We start from the raw sequence: 18,888 nt of genomic DNA on the forward strand, positions 1-18,888 counted from the left end.
AGTTTAATGTGTTACGCATATGTACTTTACATAGCGAGCCCATTATACCACATTTCGTTTTGGCAAGTGAAATATGCCAGCCGTTTGAGAACCTAAAAAAAGAGTAAAGCGCACCACACGCTTTACTCTTCTCCGTTCGGATCTAATGCATTGAATACACTTTTCCCCGCAGACTTCATTTTATACCATGTCCAGTCGAATAATTGATTAATCTCCTCAATTTGACCGGTGACTTGTCCAGCAGAGGCCATATACTTTTCTCCGTTTACAACGGTTACATCCCCGTCTATTTTCCCTTTAATAATCAGCTTGCCGTTTTTGACGGTGACATCACCTTTGACCGTCTCACCTTCAGGCACGATCACAGTGTTGTTCTGCACGACCAGATTCGGCTGCTTCGACACGCTGAAGTTGTGGTCATTGTGCCAGCTGTTTAACAATCCTCCGCCCATCAAAATGATGAATACCGCAGCAGCCGCGATAACCGGATGGGATCTGAACCATCTTTTCACAGAAGCTCTTTTCTTCTCCTTAGGCAATTTTGCCATGACGTTAGCGGTAAAATCGGCGGGGGCTTCGACATGCGATGTGCTCCGGACGAGCGCAATGGATTTTTCCATCTCATAAAAATGCTTTCTGCATTCCTCGCATGCCTCCAGATGTTCTTTTAATACTTGTTCATCTTTCGGAAGGATATCTCCATCAAGATGCATATGCATAAGCTGCACAATTTGTTCAGGACAGCTCATTTCATCACCCCACTTAAAGATCCCTTAATTGTTTTCTAAGAGCCTCTCTGCCTCTGTGAATCCGCGTTTTTACAGTCCCCACAGGAATGTTCAGAATCTCGCCGATTTCAATTAATGAGAGTTCATCAATATACTTTAATACAATGACAGTTCTGTATTTGTCAGGAAGCTTTAATATTTTCTGCTGAATCGTGTGTGAAAGCTCCAGCGATACGACTGCATCTTCAGGCAAAACTCCATCTGCGGCGATTTGGGAATACATCGTCAAGCCTTCTGTACCCGCCACTTCTGCATCGAGGTAATAATCCGGCTTCTTTTTGCGAATGCGGTCAATGGTCAAGTTGGTCGCAATTCGATAAAGCCAAGTTGAAAATTTCCGGTTGATATCAAAACTGTCGATATTGACGTACGCTCTGATGAAAGCCTCTTGTGCGATATCTTCCGCCTCATGCACATTGCCAAGCATACGGTAGCAAAGCTGATAAATTTTATCCTTGTAAATATCTACGATGTCCGCAAATGCATTTTGATCGCCTTTTTTGACTTGCTTAATTCTCTTTTTAATCATCATTTCCATATTTATCTAACCTCTGCCTTCACCGGTCTGTATGTATACGAGCTTCGTTTCTAAAGGTTTCAATTTTTTTATAAAATAAGTTTAACAAATTTTTGGCAGGGTGTAGATGGCAATTTGTGAATAAACTACCTTAACATATTTTTAAAATTATTATACAGACTGAACAGTTAGAAGTTGGAATGATTTTTTCAAAAAGAAAAAAGACACCTTTGATCAAAAGGTGTCTGTGACTGGGCTAGCTGGATTCGAACCAACGCATGACGGAGTCAAAGTCCGTTGCCTTACCGCTTGGCTATAGCCCAATGATGGTGGAGGGGGGCAGATTCGAACTGCCGAACCCTGAGGGAGCGGATTTACAGTCCGCCGCGTTTAGCCACTTCGCTACCCCTCCATATTTTTTAAAAAAACAGTGCCGGCAAGAGGACTTGAACCCCCAACCTACTGATTACAAGTCAGTTGCTCTACCAATTGAGCTACACCGGCAAGATGGTGGAGGATGACGGGCTCGAACCGCCGACCCTCTGCTTGTAAGGCAGATGCTCTCCCAGCTGAGCTAATCCTCCAAATGGTGACCCGTACGGGATTCGAACCCGTGTTACCGCCGTGAAAGGGCGGTGTCTTAACCGCTTGACCAACGGGCCGTTTGTGTTCTCGTCGAGCTGACAAAAGTTATTATATACAGGTTCCCCCCCTTTTGTAAAGAGGAAATTTAAATTTTTTATTTTCAAACTTTTTAACCCCTTTTTTAACTGAAAAAGCCTCCTACCATTTATCATTTATTTTAAGATAGATATAGATCGAATTAAGAGAGGAGAAACCAATATGATACTAGTCAGCTCTTGCCTCGGCGGCATTGAATGCAGATACAACGGTTCGCATGCCGCATCAGAGAAAATCCGAAAACTGATTGAAGAAAAACAAGCAGTGATGGCTTGCCCTGAACTTCTCGGCGGCTTCTCCACTCCCCGAGAACCAGCAGAAATCATCGGAGGCACTGGTGAGGATGTTCTTAGTGGAGCCGCGAAAATCATAACGTCTTCAGGAGAAGATGTAACAGATTTATATATGAAGGGCGCGGCCCAAACATTGGCCTATGCAAAAGAAATCAACGCCTCTGCCGTCATATTGAAAGAAAACAGCCCATCATGCGGAAGCAATTTCATCTATAATGGCTCATTTTCAGGCAAAAAAATCACTGGAAACGGAGTAACCGCCGCGCTATTAAAACAAGCGGGGTACCGTGTAATTTCTGAAAACCAGTTAGACGACATATTGTAAGGAGGCTCATCATGATGCAAGATATCTCTTTATCCTTCTATAAGCCTGAGCATTTGCCGGAGCTTTACGCATTTACTTTACACGATGATGACAAACGCTTTACCGCTCTCCCTAAAGAGGTGCTGACCCAGGCCCTAAGCATTCAGGAGCGCTATCCGGTTGTCATCTTAAAAGGTGATCTGCCAATAGGCTTTTTCATTCTACATACGTCAAAAGAAACCATTGCTCCCTATTCCAACAATCCATTTGCTTTATTGCTCAGTTCCTTATCATTAAACTCTGCCCACCACGGACAAGGCTATGCGAAAAAAGCCATGCTTCAGCTCCCCTCTTTTGTTAACGGGTATTTCCCATGGTGCGATGAAATCATTTTAGCCGTCAATCACCTGAACACCCGTGCAAAGCAGCTTTATATGAAAACCGGATTTCTTGATAAAGGACGCCGAAAAATCGGGCCGCTTGGCGAACAGCTGATACTTCATTATTTCTTATAGCCTCTTTTGAAATAAAGTTTCAAAAATTAAAAATGATAGTTGAAATATCATAACAGAAATGAATATACTGAATATTGAGATATATTTATTTTTACACAGGGGGCATCCTCATGTCAGAACAATTGAATCTTCACAGCCTTACAACGGAATCACGCAATAGCCAAACATCGGAAATACACAAAGCAAATACCCTCGATATCTTAAAAATGATTAACAATGAAGATATCAAAGTCGCTGCCGCCGTTCAGCGTGTCCTTCCCGATATCGAAGCAGCCGTCGAATGCGCGTATGAATCCTTTCAAAATGGCGGACGGCTCATTTACGCAGGTGCAGGCACTAGCGGCCGACTCGGTGTGATGGACGCAGTTGAATGTCCTCCGACCTACAGCGTCAGTCCTGATCAGGTAATCGGATTAATGGCCGGCGGTCCCAACGCATTTTTGCAGGCGGCTGAGGGGATTGAAGATCATGAAGAAGCAGGGGCCGAGGATTTACGATCCATCCATCTCACCTCAGCCGATACAGTGATCGCGATTGCAGCAAGCGGCCGTACGCCTTATGCAGCAGGTGCGCTGAAATACGCCCGCAAAATCGGAGCAAACACCGTCTCCCTTACCTGTAACAGTCAATCTGCCATCAGCAAACACGCTGATCACAGCATTGAAGTCGTCGTCGGGCCAGAAGTCATTACAGGCTCGACACGTATGAAAGCCGCAACCGCTCATAAAATGATTCTAAACATGATATCCACCGCTGTAATGGTCAAAATCGGCAAGGTCTACGAAAACTTGATGGTGGATGTCAATGTCAGCAACAAAAAACTAAAAGAACGCGCCATCAGCATCATTCAAAGCCTTACAGACGTTTCTTATGAGAAAGCGCAATACACACTTGAACAGGCGAATCTTCATGTCAAAACAGCAATTGTTATGCTCAAAACCAGCACAGATCAAAACAAAGCGAAGACATTGCTTGATGAAGCGAACGGTTTTATAGACAAAGCAATTGAAAACTACCATTCATGATAAGGAGAGACAGTAATGGCGACAGGCGGTTTAGCTATCATTCAATCAATGAAACACAAGCTGCCACAATCAGAGCGTAAGCTTGCGGACTACATATTAGCCCATCCCCACAAAGCGATAGAAAGCACAGTCAGCGAAATCAGCGCCTTAGCTAATTCAAGTGACGCTGCCGTCATCAGGCTCTGCAAGTCACTGGGACTAAAAGGATTTCAGGATTTAAAAATGAGGGTAGCGGGCGATCTGGCAAAACCTGCTGTTCAAGGCTACCGGGACATCGCTCCTCATGAATCGCTGCCTTCCATCTCTGAAAAAGCAGCCGGCAATGCTATTCAAGCAATTCAAGACACCTCAGATCTCATTGATTATCAAGAGCTTGAGCGCGCTGTTTCTCTGCTGCTTCAAGCGAACACTGTACATTTCATCGGCCTGGGCGCCTCGGGAATTGTCGCCAAGGATGCACAGCAAAAATGGCTTCGAATTCATAAACAGGCGACTGCTTTCACGGACACTCATCTTGTGGCATCTTTAATCGCAAATGCAGATAAGAAAGACATTGTATTTGCCATTTCATTTTCAGGTGAGACACAGGAAATCATCGAGCTGCTTTCGATGGCAAAGGAAAAAGGCGTCACAATCATCAGCCTCACACAATTCAGCCAAACCTCCGTCTCTGCATTATCCGACGTTTCATTATATACAGCCCATTCCAACGAGGCCCTGATTCGAAGCGCAGCCACTTCCTCCCGTCTCGCCCAGCTTTTTATGATTGATGTTTTGTTTTTAAGCATGGCGGCCGAGCAGTATGAAGAAACGGTCGGCTGCATTGATAAAACGAGAGAAGCAATCAAATCTATGAGAAAGACATAAGGCATCTTGAAAGGGAGGGGTTTGTATGAGCAAAGAAAAACACTACTATACTCTGGCGGAAAAAATCCTTGAGCTATGCGGAGGGAAATCCAATATTTCTTCCTATACGCATTGCATGACCCGCTTGCGCATTACGCCTTACGATGTCAGCAAAACGGATAGTAAGGCGTTAAGAGAACTTGATGGCGTCCTTGGAGTCGTCGAAGCTGAAACCCTGCAGATTATCCTCGGCACTGGTGTCGTTAATCATGTCACCGCCGCTTTTTCGAAGCTGGTATCATCAGAAGAAGATTTTAATCTAAAAGAGGCCGCCGTCAAAAAGAAATCCGATATCAATCGTAAGAACGCCACCCCGTTTAAGCTTTTTTTACGTAAAATAGCCAGCATCTTCATACCTCTCATTCCCGCACTGGTCGCTTCAGGCTTAATTACCGGAATTACCAAAGCGGTAATTCAAGCCGGCTGGCTCTCTGCAGAATCACAAACGGCTATTGTCCTCACAGTCATCGGATCAGGCCTATTCACTTATCTCGGCATTCTCGTCGGCATTAACGCGTCAAAAGAATTTGGCGGGACGCCCGCTCTCGGCGCTCTGGCAGGAATTCTGATCATTAACCCGGAAATCGCAAAGATCAGCTTATTCGGAGAACAGCTTCTTCCCGGCAGGGGAGGCCTCATCGGCGTTCTATTCGCAGCTATATTCATTGCTTACACAGAACAATTCGTCCGCCGCTTTATTCCTCAATCACTCGATATTATCGTAACGCCAACAGTTTCACTTTTGATCACTGGAATATTGACGTATGTCGTTTTCATGCCTTTAGGCGGGTTCATTTCAGATATCATCACATCCGGTCTTCTGTCCATCTTAGACATCGGCGGAATCGCTGCAGGCTTTATTCTGGGCGCGACCTTCCTCCCTCTCGTTGTAACCGGGCTACATCAAGGCCTGACGCCGGTGCACATGGAACTCATCAATTCGATTGGTGATGACCCGCTTCTCCCTATCCTTGCTATGGGAGGCGCGGGACAAGTGGGCGCAGCCTTCGCCATCTTCGTTAAAACAAAGAAAAAAACGCTGAGAAAAGCGATCACAGGGGGTCTTCCTTCAGGACTGCTCGGCATCGGTGAACCGCTTATATTCGGTGTAACGCTGCCGCTTGGCCGTCCGTTTTTGACAGCGTGCTTAGGGGCGGGTATCGGCGGAGCTTTTCAAGCTTATTTTCAGGTAGCCACAGTTGCGCTCGGCGTCTCCGGATTGCCGCTCTCTTTTCTGGTGCTGCCTTCACAAATCATCTTATATATCATTGGTCTCTTTATTTCCTATGCGGCAGGCTTTTTATTGACCTACGCTTTCGGATATAAAGATGAAATGGCTGCCCAGTTCGATTAAATGATGACGTTTTAGGAATAGTAACGGCATAGAAACACGGAAAGGAGCAAGCTTGTGAGAACGAAGACATTAGCATTACTCAGCGCTATTTTAACCGTGTCCATTCTGACGCCGAACGAAGCCTTCGCACAAACCGCCCTTCATCAAGCAGACAACCAGGTTGAGCCGAAAACAATAAATCCAGAAACTGCACAGTTTTCGTCGAAGAAACTAAGGAAGGTTGATCAGATGATTGAACGGGACATTGCAGCAGGATTCCCCGGCGCCGTTCTGGTCGTCGTGAAGGACGGCCGTATGATCAAAAAAGAAGCATACGGCTACAGTAAAAAATATGACGGGGCTGAACTGTTGCGCCGTCCGGCAAAAATGAAAACCCGCACGATGTTTGACTTGGCATCAAACACAAAAATGTATGCGGCCAATTTTGCTTTACAGCGCTTAGTCAGCCAAGGCAAACTCGACGTTTATGAAAAGGTATCTGCTTATTTGCCTGATTTCAAGGATCAGCCTACAGATCGCATCAAAGGGAAAGATAACATTCGTGTCATTGATGTCCTGCAGCACCAATCAGGGCTTCCATCCAGCTTCTACTTTTACAGCCCGGAAAAAGCCGGAATGTATTATTCGCAAGAGCGGGAGAAAACCATTGAATACTTGATGAAAATCCCGCTGGATTATGAAACAGGAACAAAACACGTATACAGTGACATTGGATACATGCTTCTCGGCTGTATTGTCGAAAAACTCACCGGCAAACCGCTTGATGTCTATACGGAACAAGAGCTCTACAAACCGCTGAAGCTGAAACATACGTTGTACAATCCGCTGCAAAAGGGCTTTAAAGCAAAACAGTTCGCAGCCACTGAACGTATGGGCAATACACGAGACGGTGTTATCCATTTCCCTCATATCCGCACAGACACGCTGCAAGGAGAAGTACATGACGAAAAAGCCTTCTATTCGATGGAAGGCGTTTCGGGCCACGCCGGACTGTTTTCAAACGCTGATGATATGGCGATTCTGCTTCAAGTCATGTTAAACAAAGGAACGTACCGAAACGTTTCATTATTCGATCAGAAAACAGCTGACCTATTTACGGCGCCATCAGTTACAGATCCGACATTCGGCCTTGGATGGCGGCGAAACGGCAGTAAAAGCATGGAATGGATGTTTGGCCCTTATGCAAGCGAAAATGCGTACGGACATACTGGCTGGACAGGAACGGTTACCATCATTGATCCGGCATACAATTTAGGCATCGCTTTGTTAACAAATAAAAAGCATTCACCTGTCGCTGATCCAGCGGAAAATCCGAACGTGTTTGAGGGTGACCAATTTTCAACAGGCAGTTACGGAAGCGTCATTACCGCGATTTATGAAGCAATGAAATAATCGACGATAGGAGGAAGTTGTTATGAAACCTGTCATTTCGCTTATCCTTTCCACCGTCCTTTTTCTTTCATGTTTTCTCGGTGTCAGTCAGACAGCTGAAGCAAAACCCCGCAGCTCAGATGATGCCAAGCAGATCGTTGATCGTATGACGTTAGATGAAAAACTTGGCCAGATGCTGATGCCGGATTTCAGAAACTGGAAAAAGGAAGGTGAGTCTTCTCCGCAAGCCTTCACAAAAATGAATGAGGAAGTCGCTGGCCTCATCAAGAAATATCAATTCGGCGGCGTCATACTATTTGCAGAAAATGTAAAAACAACTGAACAAACGGTACGGCTGACAGACGCATATCAAAAGGCCAGCCCTAAGATTCCGCTCTTACTCAGCATTGATCAAGAAGGCGGGATCGTGACGAGATTAGGGGAGGGCACTAATTTCCCAGGCAATATGGCGCTTGGCGCAACAAGAAGCAGAATCAATGCATATCAGACCGGCAGCATGATTGGAAAAGAGCTTTCTGTCTTAGGCATCAATACAGATTTCAGCCCAGTCTTGGACATTAATAATAACCCTGATAATCCCGTGATCGGTGTGAGATCATTCAGTTCTAATCGTGAACTGACAGCACGACTCGGTTTATATTCTATGAAAGGTTTGCAACGGCAAAATATCGCCTCTGCTCTTAAACATTTCCCGGGACATGGAGACACTGACGTTGACAGCCATTATGGACTGCCGCTCGTTTCTCATAACCAGGAACGGCTTCGTGAGGTTGAACTCTATCCTTTTCAAAAAGCGATTGATGCCGGAGCAGATATGGTGATGACAGCTCATGTTCAATTCCCAGCCTTTGATGACACCACATATAAAAGCAAGCTTGATGGATCAGATATTATGGTTCCCGCTACACTTTCAAAGAAAGTAATGACCGGGCTGCTTCGGGAGGAAATGGGATTTGGCGGTGTAATCGTCACTGATGCTCTCAATATGAAAGCCATAGCAGATCATTTCGGTCAGGAAGAGGCGGTCGTCATGGCCATAAAGGCTGGTGTTGATATCGCGTTAATGCCTGCCTCAGTTACATCTTTAAAAGATGAACAAAAATTGGCAAGCGTGATTAACTCCTTAAAAGAAGCTGTTAAAAATGGAGACATTCCCTTACAGCAAATCAACAAATCGGTGGAAAGAATCATTTCCCTGAAAATAAAGCGCGGTATTTACCCCGCTCAGCATGACAGCAACATAGATAAAAAGGTGAAGAAAGCACTCAAAACAGTGGGAAGCAAACACCATACGAAGACAGAGCAAAAAATCGCTGAAAAGGCAGTGACAGTATTAAAAAATGATCAGCATACCTTGCCGTTCAAACCCAAAAAAGGCAGCCGAGTTTTAATTGCCGCACCTTACGAGGAACAAACAGCATCCATTGAAAAAACCATTCACGATTTAGTGCAGCGAAAAAAAATCAAATCTGTTTCTCTTAACAAAATCAACTTTGCAGAAAAGGTATTTAATGCTGAGCATGAAAAACAAGTAAAAGAAGCTGATTATATTATTACAGGCTCTTACGTTGTAAAAAATGACCCTGTCGTCAACGACGGTGTCATCGACGACACGGTAACAGATTCAAGCAAATGGGCCACCGCTTTTCCGAGAGCTGTCATGAATGCCGCACTGCAGCACAAAAAGCAATTTGTCTTAATGAGTCTGCGCAATCCATATGATGCCGCCAATTTCGAAGAAGCAAGTGCTTTGATTGCCGTCTATGGTTTTAAAGGATATGCAAACGGGCGTTATCTTCAGCCGAATATTCCGGCCGGCGTTAAAGCGATCTTCGGACAATCAAAGCCAAAGGGCACGCTGCCAGTCGACATTCCATCCGTCACAAAACCGGGAGACATCCTTTATCCATTTGGCTATGGAGTAAACATCAAAACGGGAAAACCGCTTTAATAAGGAGGAGCATATGAAGAAAACGGTATTGGTTCTTCTCGCAGGGCTTATGATGTTCGGGACAATGACGGCTGCCTCAGCTTCGCCTAATTCAGAAAAACAAACAGCAAAAAAACCTAAAGTCCAGACCGGCATTGATATCCTCTTGTCACGACACAAAAAGCAGCTAATGGGAAAAAGAGTTGGACTGATTACCAATCCAACAGGTGTGAGTGTATCCCTTAAAAGCAGCGTAGATATTCTTTACGAAGACCCCGATATACAGCTGACAGCTTTATTCGGGCCCGAGCACGGCGTTCGCGGCGACGCTCAGGCAGGAGACGAAGTAGGCTCTTACATTGACGAAAAAACCGGGGTTCCCGTATACAGCCTTTACGGAAAAACGAAAAAACCCACTCCTGATATGCTGAAAAATGTCGATGTTCTTCTATTTGACATCCAGGACGTCGGGACTCGTTACTATACGTACATTTATACAATGGCTTATGCAATGGAAGCCGCTAAAGAAAACGGAATTCCTTTTATCGTGCTGGACCGCCCGAATCCCCAAGGCGGAAAAAAGGTTGAAGGACCAGTGCTGGAGCCCGAGTACGCATCCTTTGTCGGACTCTATCCCATTCCGTTAAAGCACGGGATGACCATTGGAGAATTGGCTTTACTATTCAACAAGGAATTTAATATTAATGCTGATGTGTCAGTCGTAAAAATGAAGCACTGGAAACGCTCTATGGATTTTGACGAAACCAGACTGCCTTTCGTCCTCCCTTCACCGAACATGCCAACCGCAGAGAGCACATTTGTATACCCTGCAACAGGGTTAATTGAAGGAACAAATGTATCTGAAGGGCGGGGAACGACTAAGCCATTCGAGTTGATCGGGGCTCCCTTTATCACAAGCACAGAGCTTGCAGAAAAAATGAACAGTCTTCATCTGCCTGGCGTTACGTTCAGAGCTTCCTCCTTCACTCCAACGTTCTCTAAACATCAAGGAACACTTTGCCACGGCGTGCAGCTCTATATTACGGACAGAGAAAAATTTGAAGCGGTTAAAACAGGACTGTCGCTTATTAAAATGATACATGACCTCTATCCTGATGATTTTCAGTTCCTAGCGTCTGGCTCATTTGATAAATTGGCAGGCAACGGCTGGGTTAGAACAAAAATCGAGAACGGTGCTTCAATTGATGAAATCATTGACACCTATCAAAAACAGCTGAAGCAATTCAATAAAACCAGAAAACAATATCTCCTATATTAAGACTTAAGAATGGTATGTTACACGTGTAACATTTTCTTACCCAACAAAAGCATGGTCATTTTCCCTTGCCCGCACATTGCGGCAAGGGTTTTTTAAATCCAAAAACAACACGCTTTATATAGGAAAACTTTCATTTATTTGGTACAATCTTATTGAAAATGATTATCAATTAAGCAAGCGTTTCTGAAAAGGTGGTCTTCTCCTTGCAAAACTCAATGATTTATCATCCGGTACAAATTGAATATATGAAGAAAACGAGTGATCTCTTCTCAGAACAGCAATTGGCCGACTCATTCGTACTGATCTTTCATTTAAAAGGAGATGGACATATTTCTATCGGAACAAGAACCGCTCCTCTCCAAAAAAAGACACTGTATGTTTGTCCGCCTCATGAGACATTCGGCATTACACCTGCAGAAGAGAGAAATATAGATGTGTGTCTGATCAGACTTCACTGCTATACAGCGGAAACCCGGCAAGATCTCTTAAAACCATGCACTGAAACTGATTTATCCAGTCTAAACCTTGTGAATGTTTCACATATCGAAAACCTTTCAGCCCGGCTTCAAGAACTTGCAGAAATATGGACAGAATCAGCTCAGCTTTCTCAATTAAAATGTGTGATAGAGGTTCAAAGCCTGATTTATGATCTATTCACAGCTAATGTATCCGATCAAAACGATACACAATCTGCGATTGAAAAAACAAAACATTACATTGAAACTCATGCCGATACAAAAATTACACTTGCCCAGCTCTCAAAAATGGCAGGAATCAGCGCCAAGCATTACAGCGAAACCTTTAAAAAATGGACAGGCCAGAGCGTAACAGAATTCATTACAAAAACTCGGATTACCCGAGCAAAGCGGCTTATGGCAAGATCCAACTGTAAACTGAAAGAAATCGCCCATCAAACCGGCTATCAAGATGAATTTTATTTCAGCAGAATCTTTAAAAAGCACACAGGTTCTTCACCTACAAGCTATATGAAAAAACGCAGGCAAAAACTAGCCGCCTATGGAAAGGGAACAATGGGACAGCTCATTCCTCTGCATCACATACCGTTTGCAGCCGCACTCCATCCAAAATGGACGGCTTACTATTATCAGCATTATTCAGCAGATATTCCAGTACAGCTCAGCGCATACCGGTTTAATGAAAAATGGGAGGAAAACCTGCAGACGTTGTCCCAAGCTGAACCCGATATCATTTTCAGCATGGATTCTGTTTCTTCAGAAGAACAAAAGCGCCTGAACAGCATTGCAGAAGTATGTTACCTTCCTGCAGAAGAAAACTGGAGAGCACACTTTCTGCACACCGCCTCGTTTTTAAAGGAAGAATCGGAAGCTGAAAAGTGGCTCGCAGCCTATGATAAGCAGACGGCTGCCGCTAAAAAGACATTGCTGCACGCCCAAGAGTTTCGTTATCTCTTTCTTCGTCTGCATAAGCAGCGCTTTTATATGGCGCATAATCGCAGCGTACGCGAAGTCTTCTTTGAAGATTTAGGGTTCAAACCGGCTGACACGCCTTCAGAACAAGCGATTTCATTAGAAGACATCACAAATTGCCAAGCTGACTGTATCATGCTCTTTCTTTTTAAAGAGCCGGAAACCATTGCTTATTATCAGCAATTAAAACAGTCGGAAATATGGCAAAACCTAAGCGCAGTGCGGAACGGACGTGTGTATCACCTCTCTTCAGACCCATGGAATGAGTACTCGGCTTGCGGGCACGAGCGGATTGTTCAGCAAACCATTTCTATGCTATCCGGTGATAGTCCATGATAAATATGGAATTTGTCCATGGTGTTATGTCTGTTCATTCTCTATAATTCCAATTGATAATAGTTATCAATTGAACAGGAGGCACTTAGATGAAAAAGCTATCTCTTACCTTATTAATCTTGCTTCTCGCACTCACAGCGGCAGCTTGCGGCAGCAAGGAAGAATCCTCTGCGAGCAAAGCGAGCGGCACAAAGTCCGAGAAAAAGAAAATCGAGTATTTGGATAAAACGTACGAAGTAAACGTACCGACAGATAAGATTGCCATTACGGGAAGCGTTGAATCCATGGAAGACGCAAAACTGCTGGACGTTCATCCGCAGGGTGCAATCTCATTCTCCGGAAAATTCCCTGAAATGTTCAAGGACATCACAGATAAAGCAACACCTACAGGGGAAAAAATGGAGCCAAACATTGAAAAAATTCTTGAAATGCAGCCAGACGTGATCCTGGCATCTACAAAGTTCCCTGAAAAAACCCTGCAAAAAATAAGCACGGCCGGCACTACCATTCCGGTTTCACACATCTCATCAAACTGGAAGGAAAATATGATGCTGCTAGCCCAGCTGACTGGAAAAGAGAAAAAAGCGAAAAAAATCATTGCAGACTATGAACAGGATCTAAAAGAAACAAAAACGAAAATCAGTAAACAAGCAAAAGATTCAAAAACGCTTGTCATCAGAATCAGACAAGGGAATATTTACATTTATCCTGAACAAGTGTACTTCAACTCAACTCTTTATGGCGACTTAGGCCTTAAAGCACCGAATGAAGTCAAAGCCGCAAAAGCGCAAGAGCTGATTTCATTAGAAAAACTCAGTGAAATGAACCCTGACCACATTTTCGTCCAATTTTCTGATGATGAAAATGCGGATAAACCTGATGCATTAAAAGATTTAGAGAAAAATCCAATCTGGAAAAGCCTCACAGCAGTCAAAGAAGATCATGTGTACGTCAATTCAGTTGATCCTCTTGCACAAGGCGGTACGGCTTGGAGCAAAGTCCGCTTCCTGAAAGCGGCATCTGAAAAATTAACACAAGACTAAATTAGAGTAGGTTTTTGTATGTATTCAAAACAGTGGACACGTATCATTTTGATTACTTCTCCATTTGCTATTGCATTATCATTGCTGCTTTCCGTCCTCTATGGCGCAAAGCAGCTTAATGCTGATATTGTCTTTGCATCACTTTTTCATTTTGATCCGGGAAACACAGACCATCAAATCATATGGCATTCCCGGATTCCAAGGGCTGCCGGCGCTCTGCTCATTGGGGCAGCCCTTGCTGTATCTGGAGCGCTCATGCAAGGCATCACACGCAATTATTTGGCATCGCCCTCAATTATGGGTGTTTCAGATGGTTCCGCGTTTATCATCACGCTTTGTATGGTTCTGCTTCCGCAATCATCTTCGCTTGAAATGATTATTTACTCTTTTATCGGCTCCGCATTTGGAGCTGCATTGGTATTCGGCCTGGCAACAATGCTGCCTAACGGGTTTACGCCCGTACAGCTAGCCATCATTGGCACAGTCACAAGCATGCTGCTTAATAGTTTAGCGGCTGCCATATCGATCTATTTTCAAATTTCACAGGATCTGAGTTTCTGGTACAGCGCCAGACTTCATCAAATGAGCCCCGACTTTCTAAAGCTTGCCGTTCCATTTTTCCTGGCGGGTATCGTCATAGCTGTTTCTCTCAGCAAAAAGGTGACCGCTGTATCACTAGGCGACGATATCTCTAAGAGTTTGGGCCAAAAGAAAAAAACGATCAAAATCATGGCAATGATCTCTGTCATCATTTTAACCGGAAGTGCCGTAGCGCTTGCCGGAAAAATTGCGTTTGTCGGTTTAGTCGTTCCGCATATCACGAGATTTCTCGTCGGCTCAGATTATAACAGACTGATTCCTTGTTCCTGCATCTTGGGCGGCGTCTTTTTAACGCTGTGCGATCTCGCCAGCAGATTTATCAATTATCCATTTGAAACACCGATTGAGGTTGTGACTTCTATTATCGGCGTTCCTTTCTTCCTTTATTTGATCAAACGAAAAGGAGGAGAGCAAAATGGCTAAAAAATATGCAGTGTTAATCGTATTGATTCTTGTCGTCAGCTATTTCAGCATGACCAGCGGATCGTTTTCTGTTCGTCCGACAGAGCTGCTCTCCACTCTTTTTCAGATCAATCCCAATCCGCAGTATGAAGTTTTGCTATTTGACTTAAGACTGCCGCGAATTGTCATGGCAGCCATTATCGGACTCGGACTTGGCATAGCAGGAGCTGTCATTCAGGCCATCACACGAAACGGTCTTGCAGACCCGGGAATATTGGGAATCAATGCGGGAGCAGGGGCAGGCATTGTGGCGTTTATGCTGTTGTTCCAAGGCCAGAAAGAAGTAACTTCGATTGTCGCGGCAATGGGAATGCCGTTTTTCGGCCTGATCGGCGGACTGGCTGCTGCAGTCATGATTTACATATTCGCTTGGAACAGAGGCAATTTAGATTCAGGCAGAATTATTCTGGTAGGAATCGCGATTAATTCAGGCTTCAGCGCCTTGTCTTTGTTTTTATCATTAAAAATGGACCCGCAAGATTATGAAATGGCCATGGTATGGAAAAACGGCAGCATCTGGTCGGCAAACTGGACATATATCACAGCTATTCTTCCGTGGATGCTGCTGTTTATTCCGATTCTTCTGGCCAAGTCTCGTTTGCTCGATACCATCCGCTTTGACGAAGACACGGTCAGAAGCCTTGGCATTTCGTCAAATAAAGAAAAAACCATTCTGCTCGTCGCCTGTGTCGCCATCATTAGCGCCTGTGTCTCTGTAGCGGGAAGCATGGCATTTGTCGGCTTAATCGCGCCTCATATTTCCCGGAGATTGGCCGGTGTCGAACACCGCTATATTTTGCCTTTGAGCGGTTTGATCGGCATGCTGCTTGTATTGAGCGCAGACTTTGCCGGAAAACTGTTTTTCCAGCCCGCAGAAGTGCCAGCCGGCATTATTTTGGCGATACTCGGTGTTCCGTATTTCTTATACCTGCTTTTCAAGCAAAAAAAGGGGGAGAATGTTTGAACGGATCTTTATCAGAACATAAGGCAGGCGACAGGATGTTCAAGCTGTATCTTCCTCCTTCCTACAGTACGGACAGCAGGGCATTTCCTTCTGTTTACGTACAGGATGGCGGTTCTTTGTTTCAAGATCAACTAGAATTGATAGAAAACAGGTTTCATCAAAACAGGGTGCCTGAGCTCGTTCTGATCGGCATAGAGGCTAAAAATCGGCTCGACGAGTACACTCCTTGGCCCGCAGCATCACTCAGTGATCAGTTTCCAGACTTCGGCGGTAAGGGGGCTGACTATCTTTCTGAAATAACAAACCGGCTCATTCCGTTTGTGGAAGAAAATTGGAATGTCTCCAGAAGGGCTCAATCCAGAGGTATGATCGGCGCCTCATTAGGCGGCCTCATCTCAATGTTCGCCTTTCTGAGACATTCATCATTATTTGGAAAAATAGGATCTCTCTCAAGTTCATACTGGTACGAGAACGCAGCAGAAACTATCTATACTTCCTCTGTAAGAGCGGGTTCAACGCGTATTTTTATGTCTGTCGGCAGTGAAGAAGGCGCCGGAAAACAATCGATTCAGCAGACGATGCTCCAAAAAACAAAATACGTGCACGAGAGCCTAATAGAAAAAGGGTTCACTCAAGATCAGCTGTGCCTCGTCATTGAAAAAGGGGCGGTGCATCACCGCAAGCATTTCTGCAAACAATTTATCAATGTGCTGGAATGGCTATACGGAAAAAACCGCTCCAACATATGAGCGGTTTTTTCATGCCTTCTGCAAGACCGGTTTTAATTCGAAACGGTTCAGCATATAGCCGAACAAGGCAGCCAGGATTTGCTGAAACAGCATGCCAATCACAACCGGAACAGCCACCTGAGACGGAAAGAAAGTGACGGCAAGAACAGCGCCGGCACTGATATTCCTCATGCCTCCCGTAAAAATAAGAGAGACAATTTCCTCCTGCCGCCTTTTCATCATTTTTCCGATAAACCACGCCGCAGCATACCCGGTTAACGCGATACAAAAAACAGTGACAGCAATCCCTAAAAATCTTAAATCAATCGCTTTGAAATAAGGAGCTATCGCAGAGCTGTTAATCGCAATCACGGCCATCAGGCACAGCTTTGAAAAGGGAGACAGCGTACTGCTCAACGCCGCGGTTCTTTCTGGAGATGACATCTGATTAAACAGCATGCCCAGGAATGAAGGAATCACTACCATCACAATCAGACCCTTCATCATTCCCCAGATATCCATGTGAACCTGGGCACCGGCCAGCACAGAAAGACTCAGCGGAACGATTAACGGCGACAGCACGGTATCAATCAATATGATAGAAAGCGTCAAACCAACATTTCCTTTGTACATTGCAGCCCAAATCAAGCTCGTAATTCCTGTAGGGATGACAACAGCTAATGTCAAACCCGTGATCGTTAATGGATCACCTTGAAATATGAGATGTCCGCTGCCCCAGGCGAAAAGCGGCATAAAAATATGAAGAACAAATAATGCAAGAATCATAGGAAGAGGATGCGCCAAGGCGTGTCTTAAAGACTGAAAGTTCGCGCTCAAGCTGCCCGCAAACGTAATAAAAGCAAATATCCAAGGCACTGCGCTTTCATATCCATTTAAAAACTGAGACAGCAGCACGCCAAGCACAACACTAGTCGGTGTCAAAAGCGGCATGACTTTCCCCAATACACGGTTCAGCTTCTGAAGCATCATATACAAGTCCCCTATTAAAAATTTCTTTCTCTCTATTATATCAATGCAGTTCAACCATATGTTATATAAAAAAGCCCAGATCTCATCAATCTGGACTTTCATACTTTTATGCCATCTGTTTCATAAGGGCTTTACTTGCATTATTCAGCCCCTTTAATTCAGCTTCAATTCCTTGCTCTTTAAACTTCGCAACAATTTTATCAAGCGCAGCCGCTCCTGAATCATCCCATATGTGAGCATCGGTCAAGTCAATGACAACTCGCTCGATATCCTCTTGATAAATAAACGCATTCGTAAGATCAGTTACTGACGCAAAAAAGATCTGTCCCTTCACTTGATACGTTCTCAGCTTTTGATCTTCTGCATGAGAAACGATCTTCAGCTTCGAGATTTTGGCTACGAAGAATACGGCACTTAACAGAACACCGACGAATACGCCTTTCGATAAGTCATCCGTCACGACAACCGTAATCACTGTCACAACCATTACAATTGAATCTGTAATCGGCGCTTTTTTCAAGCCTTTTAAAGAAGACCAATCAAATGTGCCGACAGATACCATAACCATAACAGCCACTAACGCAGCCATCGGAATGTTTACAACAACATGACTCAAAACGGCAATTAAAAACATAAGAAAAGCACCGGCAACAAAGGCTGATAACCGTCCGCGGCCGCCCGCTTTTGTATTAATAACAGATTGTCCGATCATAGCGCAGCCCGCCATACCGCCAAAAAATCCAGTGACGATATTCGCGATTCCCTGTCCGCGGCTCTCTTTATTTTTATCACTGTCCGTATCCGTCATTTCATCAATAATCTGTGCTGTCAGCAAAGATTCAAGCAAACCGACAAACGCCAAAGCAATGGAATAAGGAAAAATAATTTTGAGCGTTTCGAAGGTAAACGGAACATCAGGTATTAGAAAATGAGGCAATGAACTAGAGATATTGCCCATATCTCCAACCGTCCGCACATCCACATGGAATGTGACCGCAATAATCGTCATCACAATAATTGCGACAAGCGGAGATGGCACCGCAGTCGTAAACCTCGGCAGTACATAAATAATAACCAATGATCCGGCAAGCATCGCATACATGCTCCAAGATGCACCTTCAAATTGAGGCAGCTGCGCAGAAAAAATCAGAATCGCCAGCGCATTCACAAACCCGATCATCACAGAACGAGGAATGAATTTCATTAATCTCGCAATTTTACTGATGCCTAAGATCACCTGAATAACACCTGTCAAAATGGTGGCCGCAAATAAATACTGAAGCCCGTAATCGGCAACCAGCGACACCATCACAACAGCCATCGAACCAGTCGC

Annotated in this window: 17 protein-coding genes and 5 tRNA genes (1 of these 22 cut by a window edge); 13 read left to right on the forward strand and 9 right to left on the reverse strand. The window is 44.5% G+C overall.

All coding sequences use genetic code 11. From position 1 onward, the window contains the following. Positions 1 to 122: 122 nt before the first annotated feature. The 7 genes from rsiW to H7F27_RS19845 all read right to left on the reverse strand — a co-directional run bounded on the left by rsiW (position 123) and on the right by H7F27_RS19845 (position 1,967). Positions 123 to 749: an anti-sigma-W factor RsiW gene (rsiW, locus tag H7F27_RS19815; protein ID WP_059292084.1), complete on the reverse strand. Its 627-nt coding sequence runs from the start codon at positions 747 to 749 to the stop codon at positions 123 to 125. 13 nt (positions 750 to 762) lie between these two features. Continuing rightward, positions 763 to 1,326, reverse strand: a complete 564-nt coding sequence (sigW, locus tag H7F27_RS19820; protein WP_010332813.1) for an RNA polymerase sigma factor SigW — start codon at positions 1,324 to 1,326, stop codon at positions 763 to 765. Positions 1,327 to 1,556: 230 nt separating this feature from the next. Beyond that, positions 1,557 to 1,628: transfer RNA gene (locus H7F27_RS19825), tRNA-Gln, on the reverse strand. A gap of 4 nt (positions 1,629 to 1,632) precedes the next feature. Continuing rightward, positions 1,633 to 1,717, reverse strand: a tRNA-Tyr gene (locus H7F27_RS19830). Positions 1,718 to 1,736: 19 nt separating this feature from the next. Then, positions 1,737 to 1,809: transfer RNA gene (locus H7F27_RS19835), tRNA-Thr, on the reverse strand. Positions 1,810 to 1,813: 4 nt separating this feature from the next. Next, a tRNA-Val gene (locus H7F27_RS19840) sits at positions 1,814 to 1,889 on the reverse strand. A gap of 3 nt (positions 1,890 to 1,892) precedes the next feature. Then, positions 1,893 to 1,967: transfer RNA gene (locus H7F27_RS19845), tRNA-Glu, on the reverse strand. A 181-nt stretch (positions 1,968 to 2,148) separates the two neighbouring features. Here H7F27_RS19845 and H7F27_RS19850 point away from each other — a divergent pair. From H7F27_RS19850 to H7F27_RS19910, 13 genes are all read left to right on the forward strand, one after another. Further along, a complete protein-coding gene (locus H7F27_RS19850; protein ID WP_101860237.1) occupies positions 2,149 to 2,604 on the forward strand; it encodes a 2-thiouracil desulfurase family protein in 456 nt (151 codons plus the stop codon). Between the two features lie 11 nt (positions 2,605 to 2,615). After that, positions 2,616 to 3,098, forward strand: a complete 483-nt coding sequence (locus tag H7F27_RS19855; RefSeq protein ID WP_101860238.1) for a GNAT family N-acetyltransferase — start codon at positions 2,616 to 2,618, stop codon at positions 3,096 to 3,098. 110 nt (positions 3,099 to 3,208) lie between these two features. Next, positions 3,209 to 4,123: an N-acetylmuramic acid 6-phosphate etherase gene (gene murQ, locus H7F27_RS19860; protein WP_101860239.1), complete on the forward strand. Its 915-nt coding sequence runs from the start codon at positions 3,209 to 3,211 to the stop codon at positions 4,121 to 4,123. A 15-nt stretch (positions 4,124 to 4,138) separates the two neighbouring features. Next, complete coding sequence (locus tag H7F27_RS19865) at positions 4,139 to 4,990, forward strand: MurR/RpiR family transcriptional regulator (RefSeq protein WP_024120024.1); 852 nt, start codon at positions 4,139 to 4,141, stop codon at positions 4,988 to 4,990. A 25-nt stretch (positions 4,991 to 5,015) separates the two neighbouring features. Beyond that, positions 5,016 to 6,383: a PTS transporter subunit EIIC gene (locus tag H7F27_RS19870; protein WP_101860240.1), complete on the forward strand. Its 1,368-nt coding sequence runs from the start codon at positions 5,016 to 5,018 to the stop codon at positions 6,381 to 6,383. Positions 6,384 to 6,437: 54 nt separating this feature from the next. Continuing rightward, positions 6,438 to 7,775, forward strand: a complete 1,338-nt coding sequence (gene pbp4b / locus H7F27_RS19875; RefSeq protein ID WP_101860241.1) for a penicillin binding protein PBP4B — start codon at positions 6,438 to 6,440, stop codon at positions 7,773 to 7,775. A gap of 22 nt (positions 7,776 to 7,797) precedes the next feature. Continuing rightward, positions 7,798 to 9,726: a glycoside hydrolase family 3 protein gene (locus tag H7F27_RS19880; protein WP_101860242.1), complete on the forward strand. Its 1,929-nt coding sequence runs from the start codon at positions 7,798 to 7,800 to the stop codon at positions 9,724 to 9,726. Positions 9,727 to 9,739: 13 nt separating this feature from the next. Next, complete coding sequence (locus H7F27_RS19885) at positions 9,740 to 10,984, forward strand: exo-beta-N-acetylmuramidase NamZ family protein (protein ID WP_101860243.1); 1,245 nt, start codon at positions 9,740 to 9,742, stop codon at positions 10,982 to 10,984. Between the two features lie 203 nt (positions 10,985 to 11,187). Next, entirely contained in the window at positions 11,188 to 12,768 is a 1,581-nt protein-coding gene (locus tag H7F27_RS19890; protein WP_185848960.1) for a bacillibactin transport transcriptional regulator Btr, read from the forward strand. 89 nt (positions 12,769 to 12,857) lie between these two features. Then, positions 12,858 to 13,811, forward strand: a complete 954-nt coding sequence (gene feuA, locus H7F27_RS19895) for an iron ABC transporter substrate-binding protein FeuA (RefSeq protein ID WP_024120018.1) — start codon at positions 12,858 to 12,860, stop codon at positions 13,809 to 13,811. A gap of 18 nt (positions 13,812 to 13,829) precedes the next feature. Continuing rightward, positions 13,830 to 14,834, forward strand: coding sequence for a FecCD family ABC transporter permease (locus H7F27_RS19900; RefSeq protein ID WP_024120017.1), 1,005 nt, complete (start codon positions 13,830 to 13,832; stop codon positions 14,832 to 14,834). Then, entirely contained in the window at positions 14,827 to 15,837 is a 1,011-nt protein-coding gene (feuC, locus tag H7F27_RS19905) for an iron ABC transporter permease FeuC (RefSeq protein WP_185848348.1), read from the forward strand. The genes H7F27_RS19900 and feuC overlap by 8 nt, the downstream gene beginning before the upstream one ends. Then, complete coding sequence (locus H7F27_RS19910) at positions 15,834 to 16,586, forward strand: alpha/beta hydrolase (RefSeq protein WP_024120015.1); 753 nt, start codon at positions 15,834 to 15,836, stop codon at positions 16,584 to 16,586. The genes feuC and H7F27_RS19910 overlap by 4 nt, the downstream gene beginning before the upstream one ends. A gap of 9 nt (positions 16,587 to 16,595) precedes the next feature. Here H7F27_RS19910 and H7F27_RS19915 read toward each other — a convergent pair whose 3' ends face one another. Together H7F27_RS19915 and H7F27_RS19920 are read right to left on the reverse strand one after the other, a co-directional pair. Continuing rightward, on the reverse strand, positions 16,596 to 17,516 hold the full coding sequence (locus H7F27_RS19915) for a bile acid:sodium symporter family protein (RefSeq protein WP_081638220.1): 921 nt from the start codon (positions 17,514 to 17,516) through the stop codon (positions 16,596 to 16,598). A 145-nt stretch (positions 17,517 to 17,661) separates the two neighbouring features. After that, a protein-coding gene (locus H7F27_RS19920) for a SulP family inorganic anion transporter (protein WP_101860246.1) crosses the window boundary here: on the reverse strand, positions 17,662 to 18,888 show its 3' portion. 207 nt of this gene lie beyond the right edge of the window; only the last 1,227 of its 1,434 coding nucleotides appear in the window; its start codon lies beyond the right edge, outside the window; it ends in the stop codon at positions 17,662 to 17,664.

It is taken from the genome of Bacillus sp. PAMC26543, assembly GCF_014250375.1.
In the GTDB taxonomy this organism is placed as follows: domain Bacteria; phylum Bacillota; class Bacilli; order Bacillales; family Bacillaceae; genus Bacillus; species Bacillus halotolerans.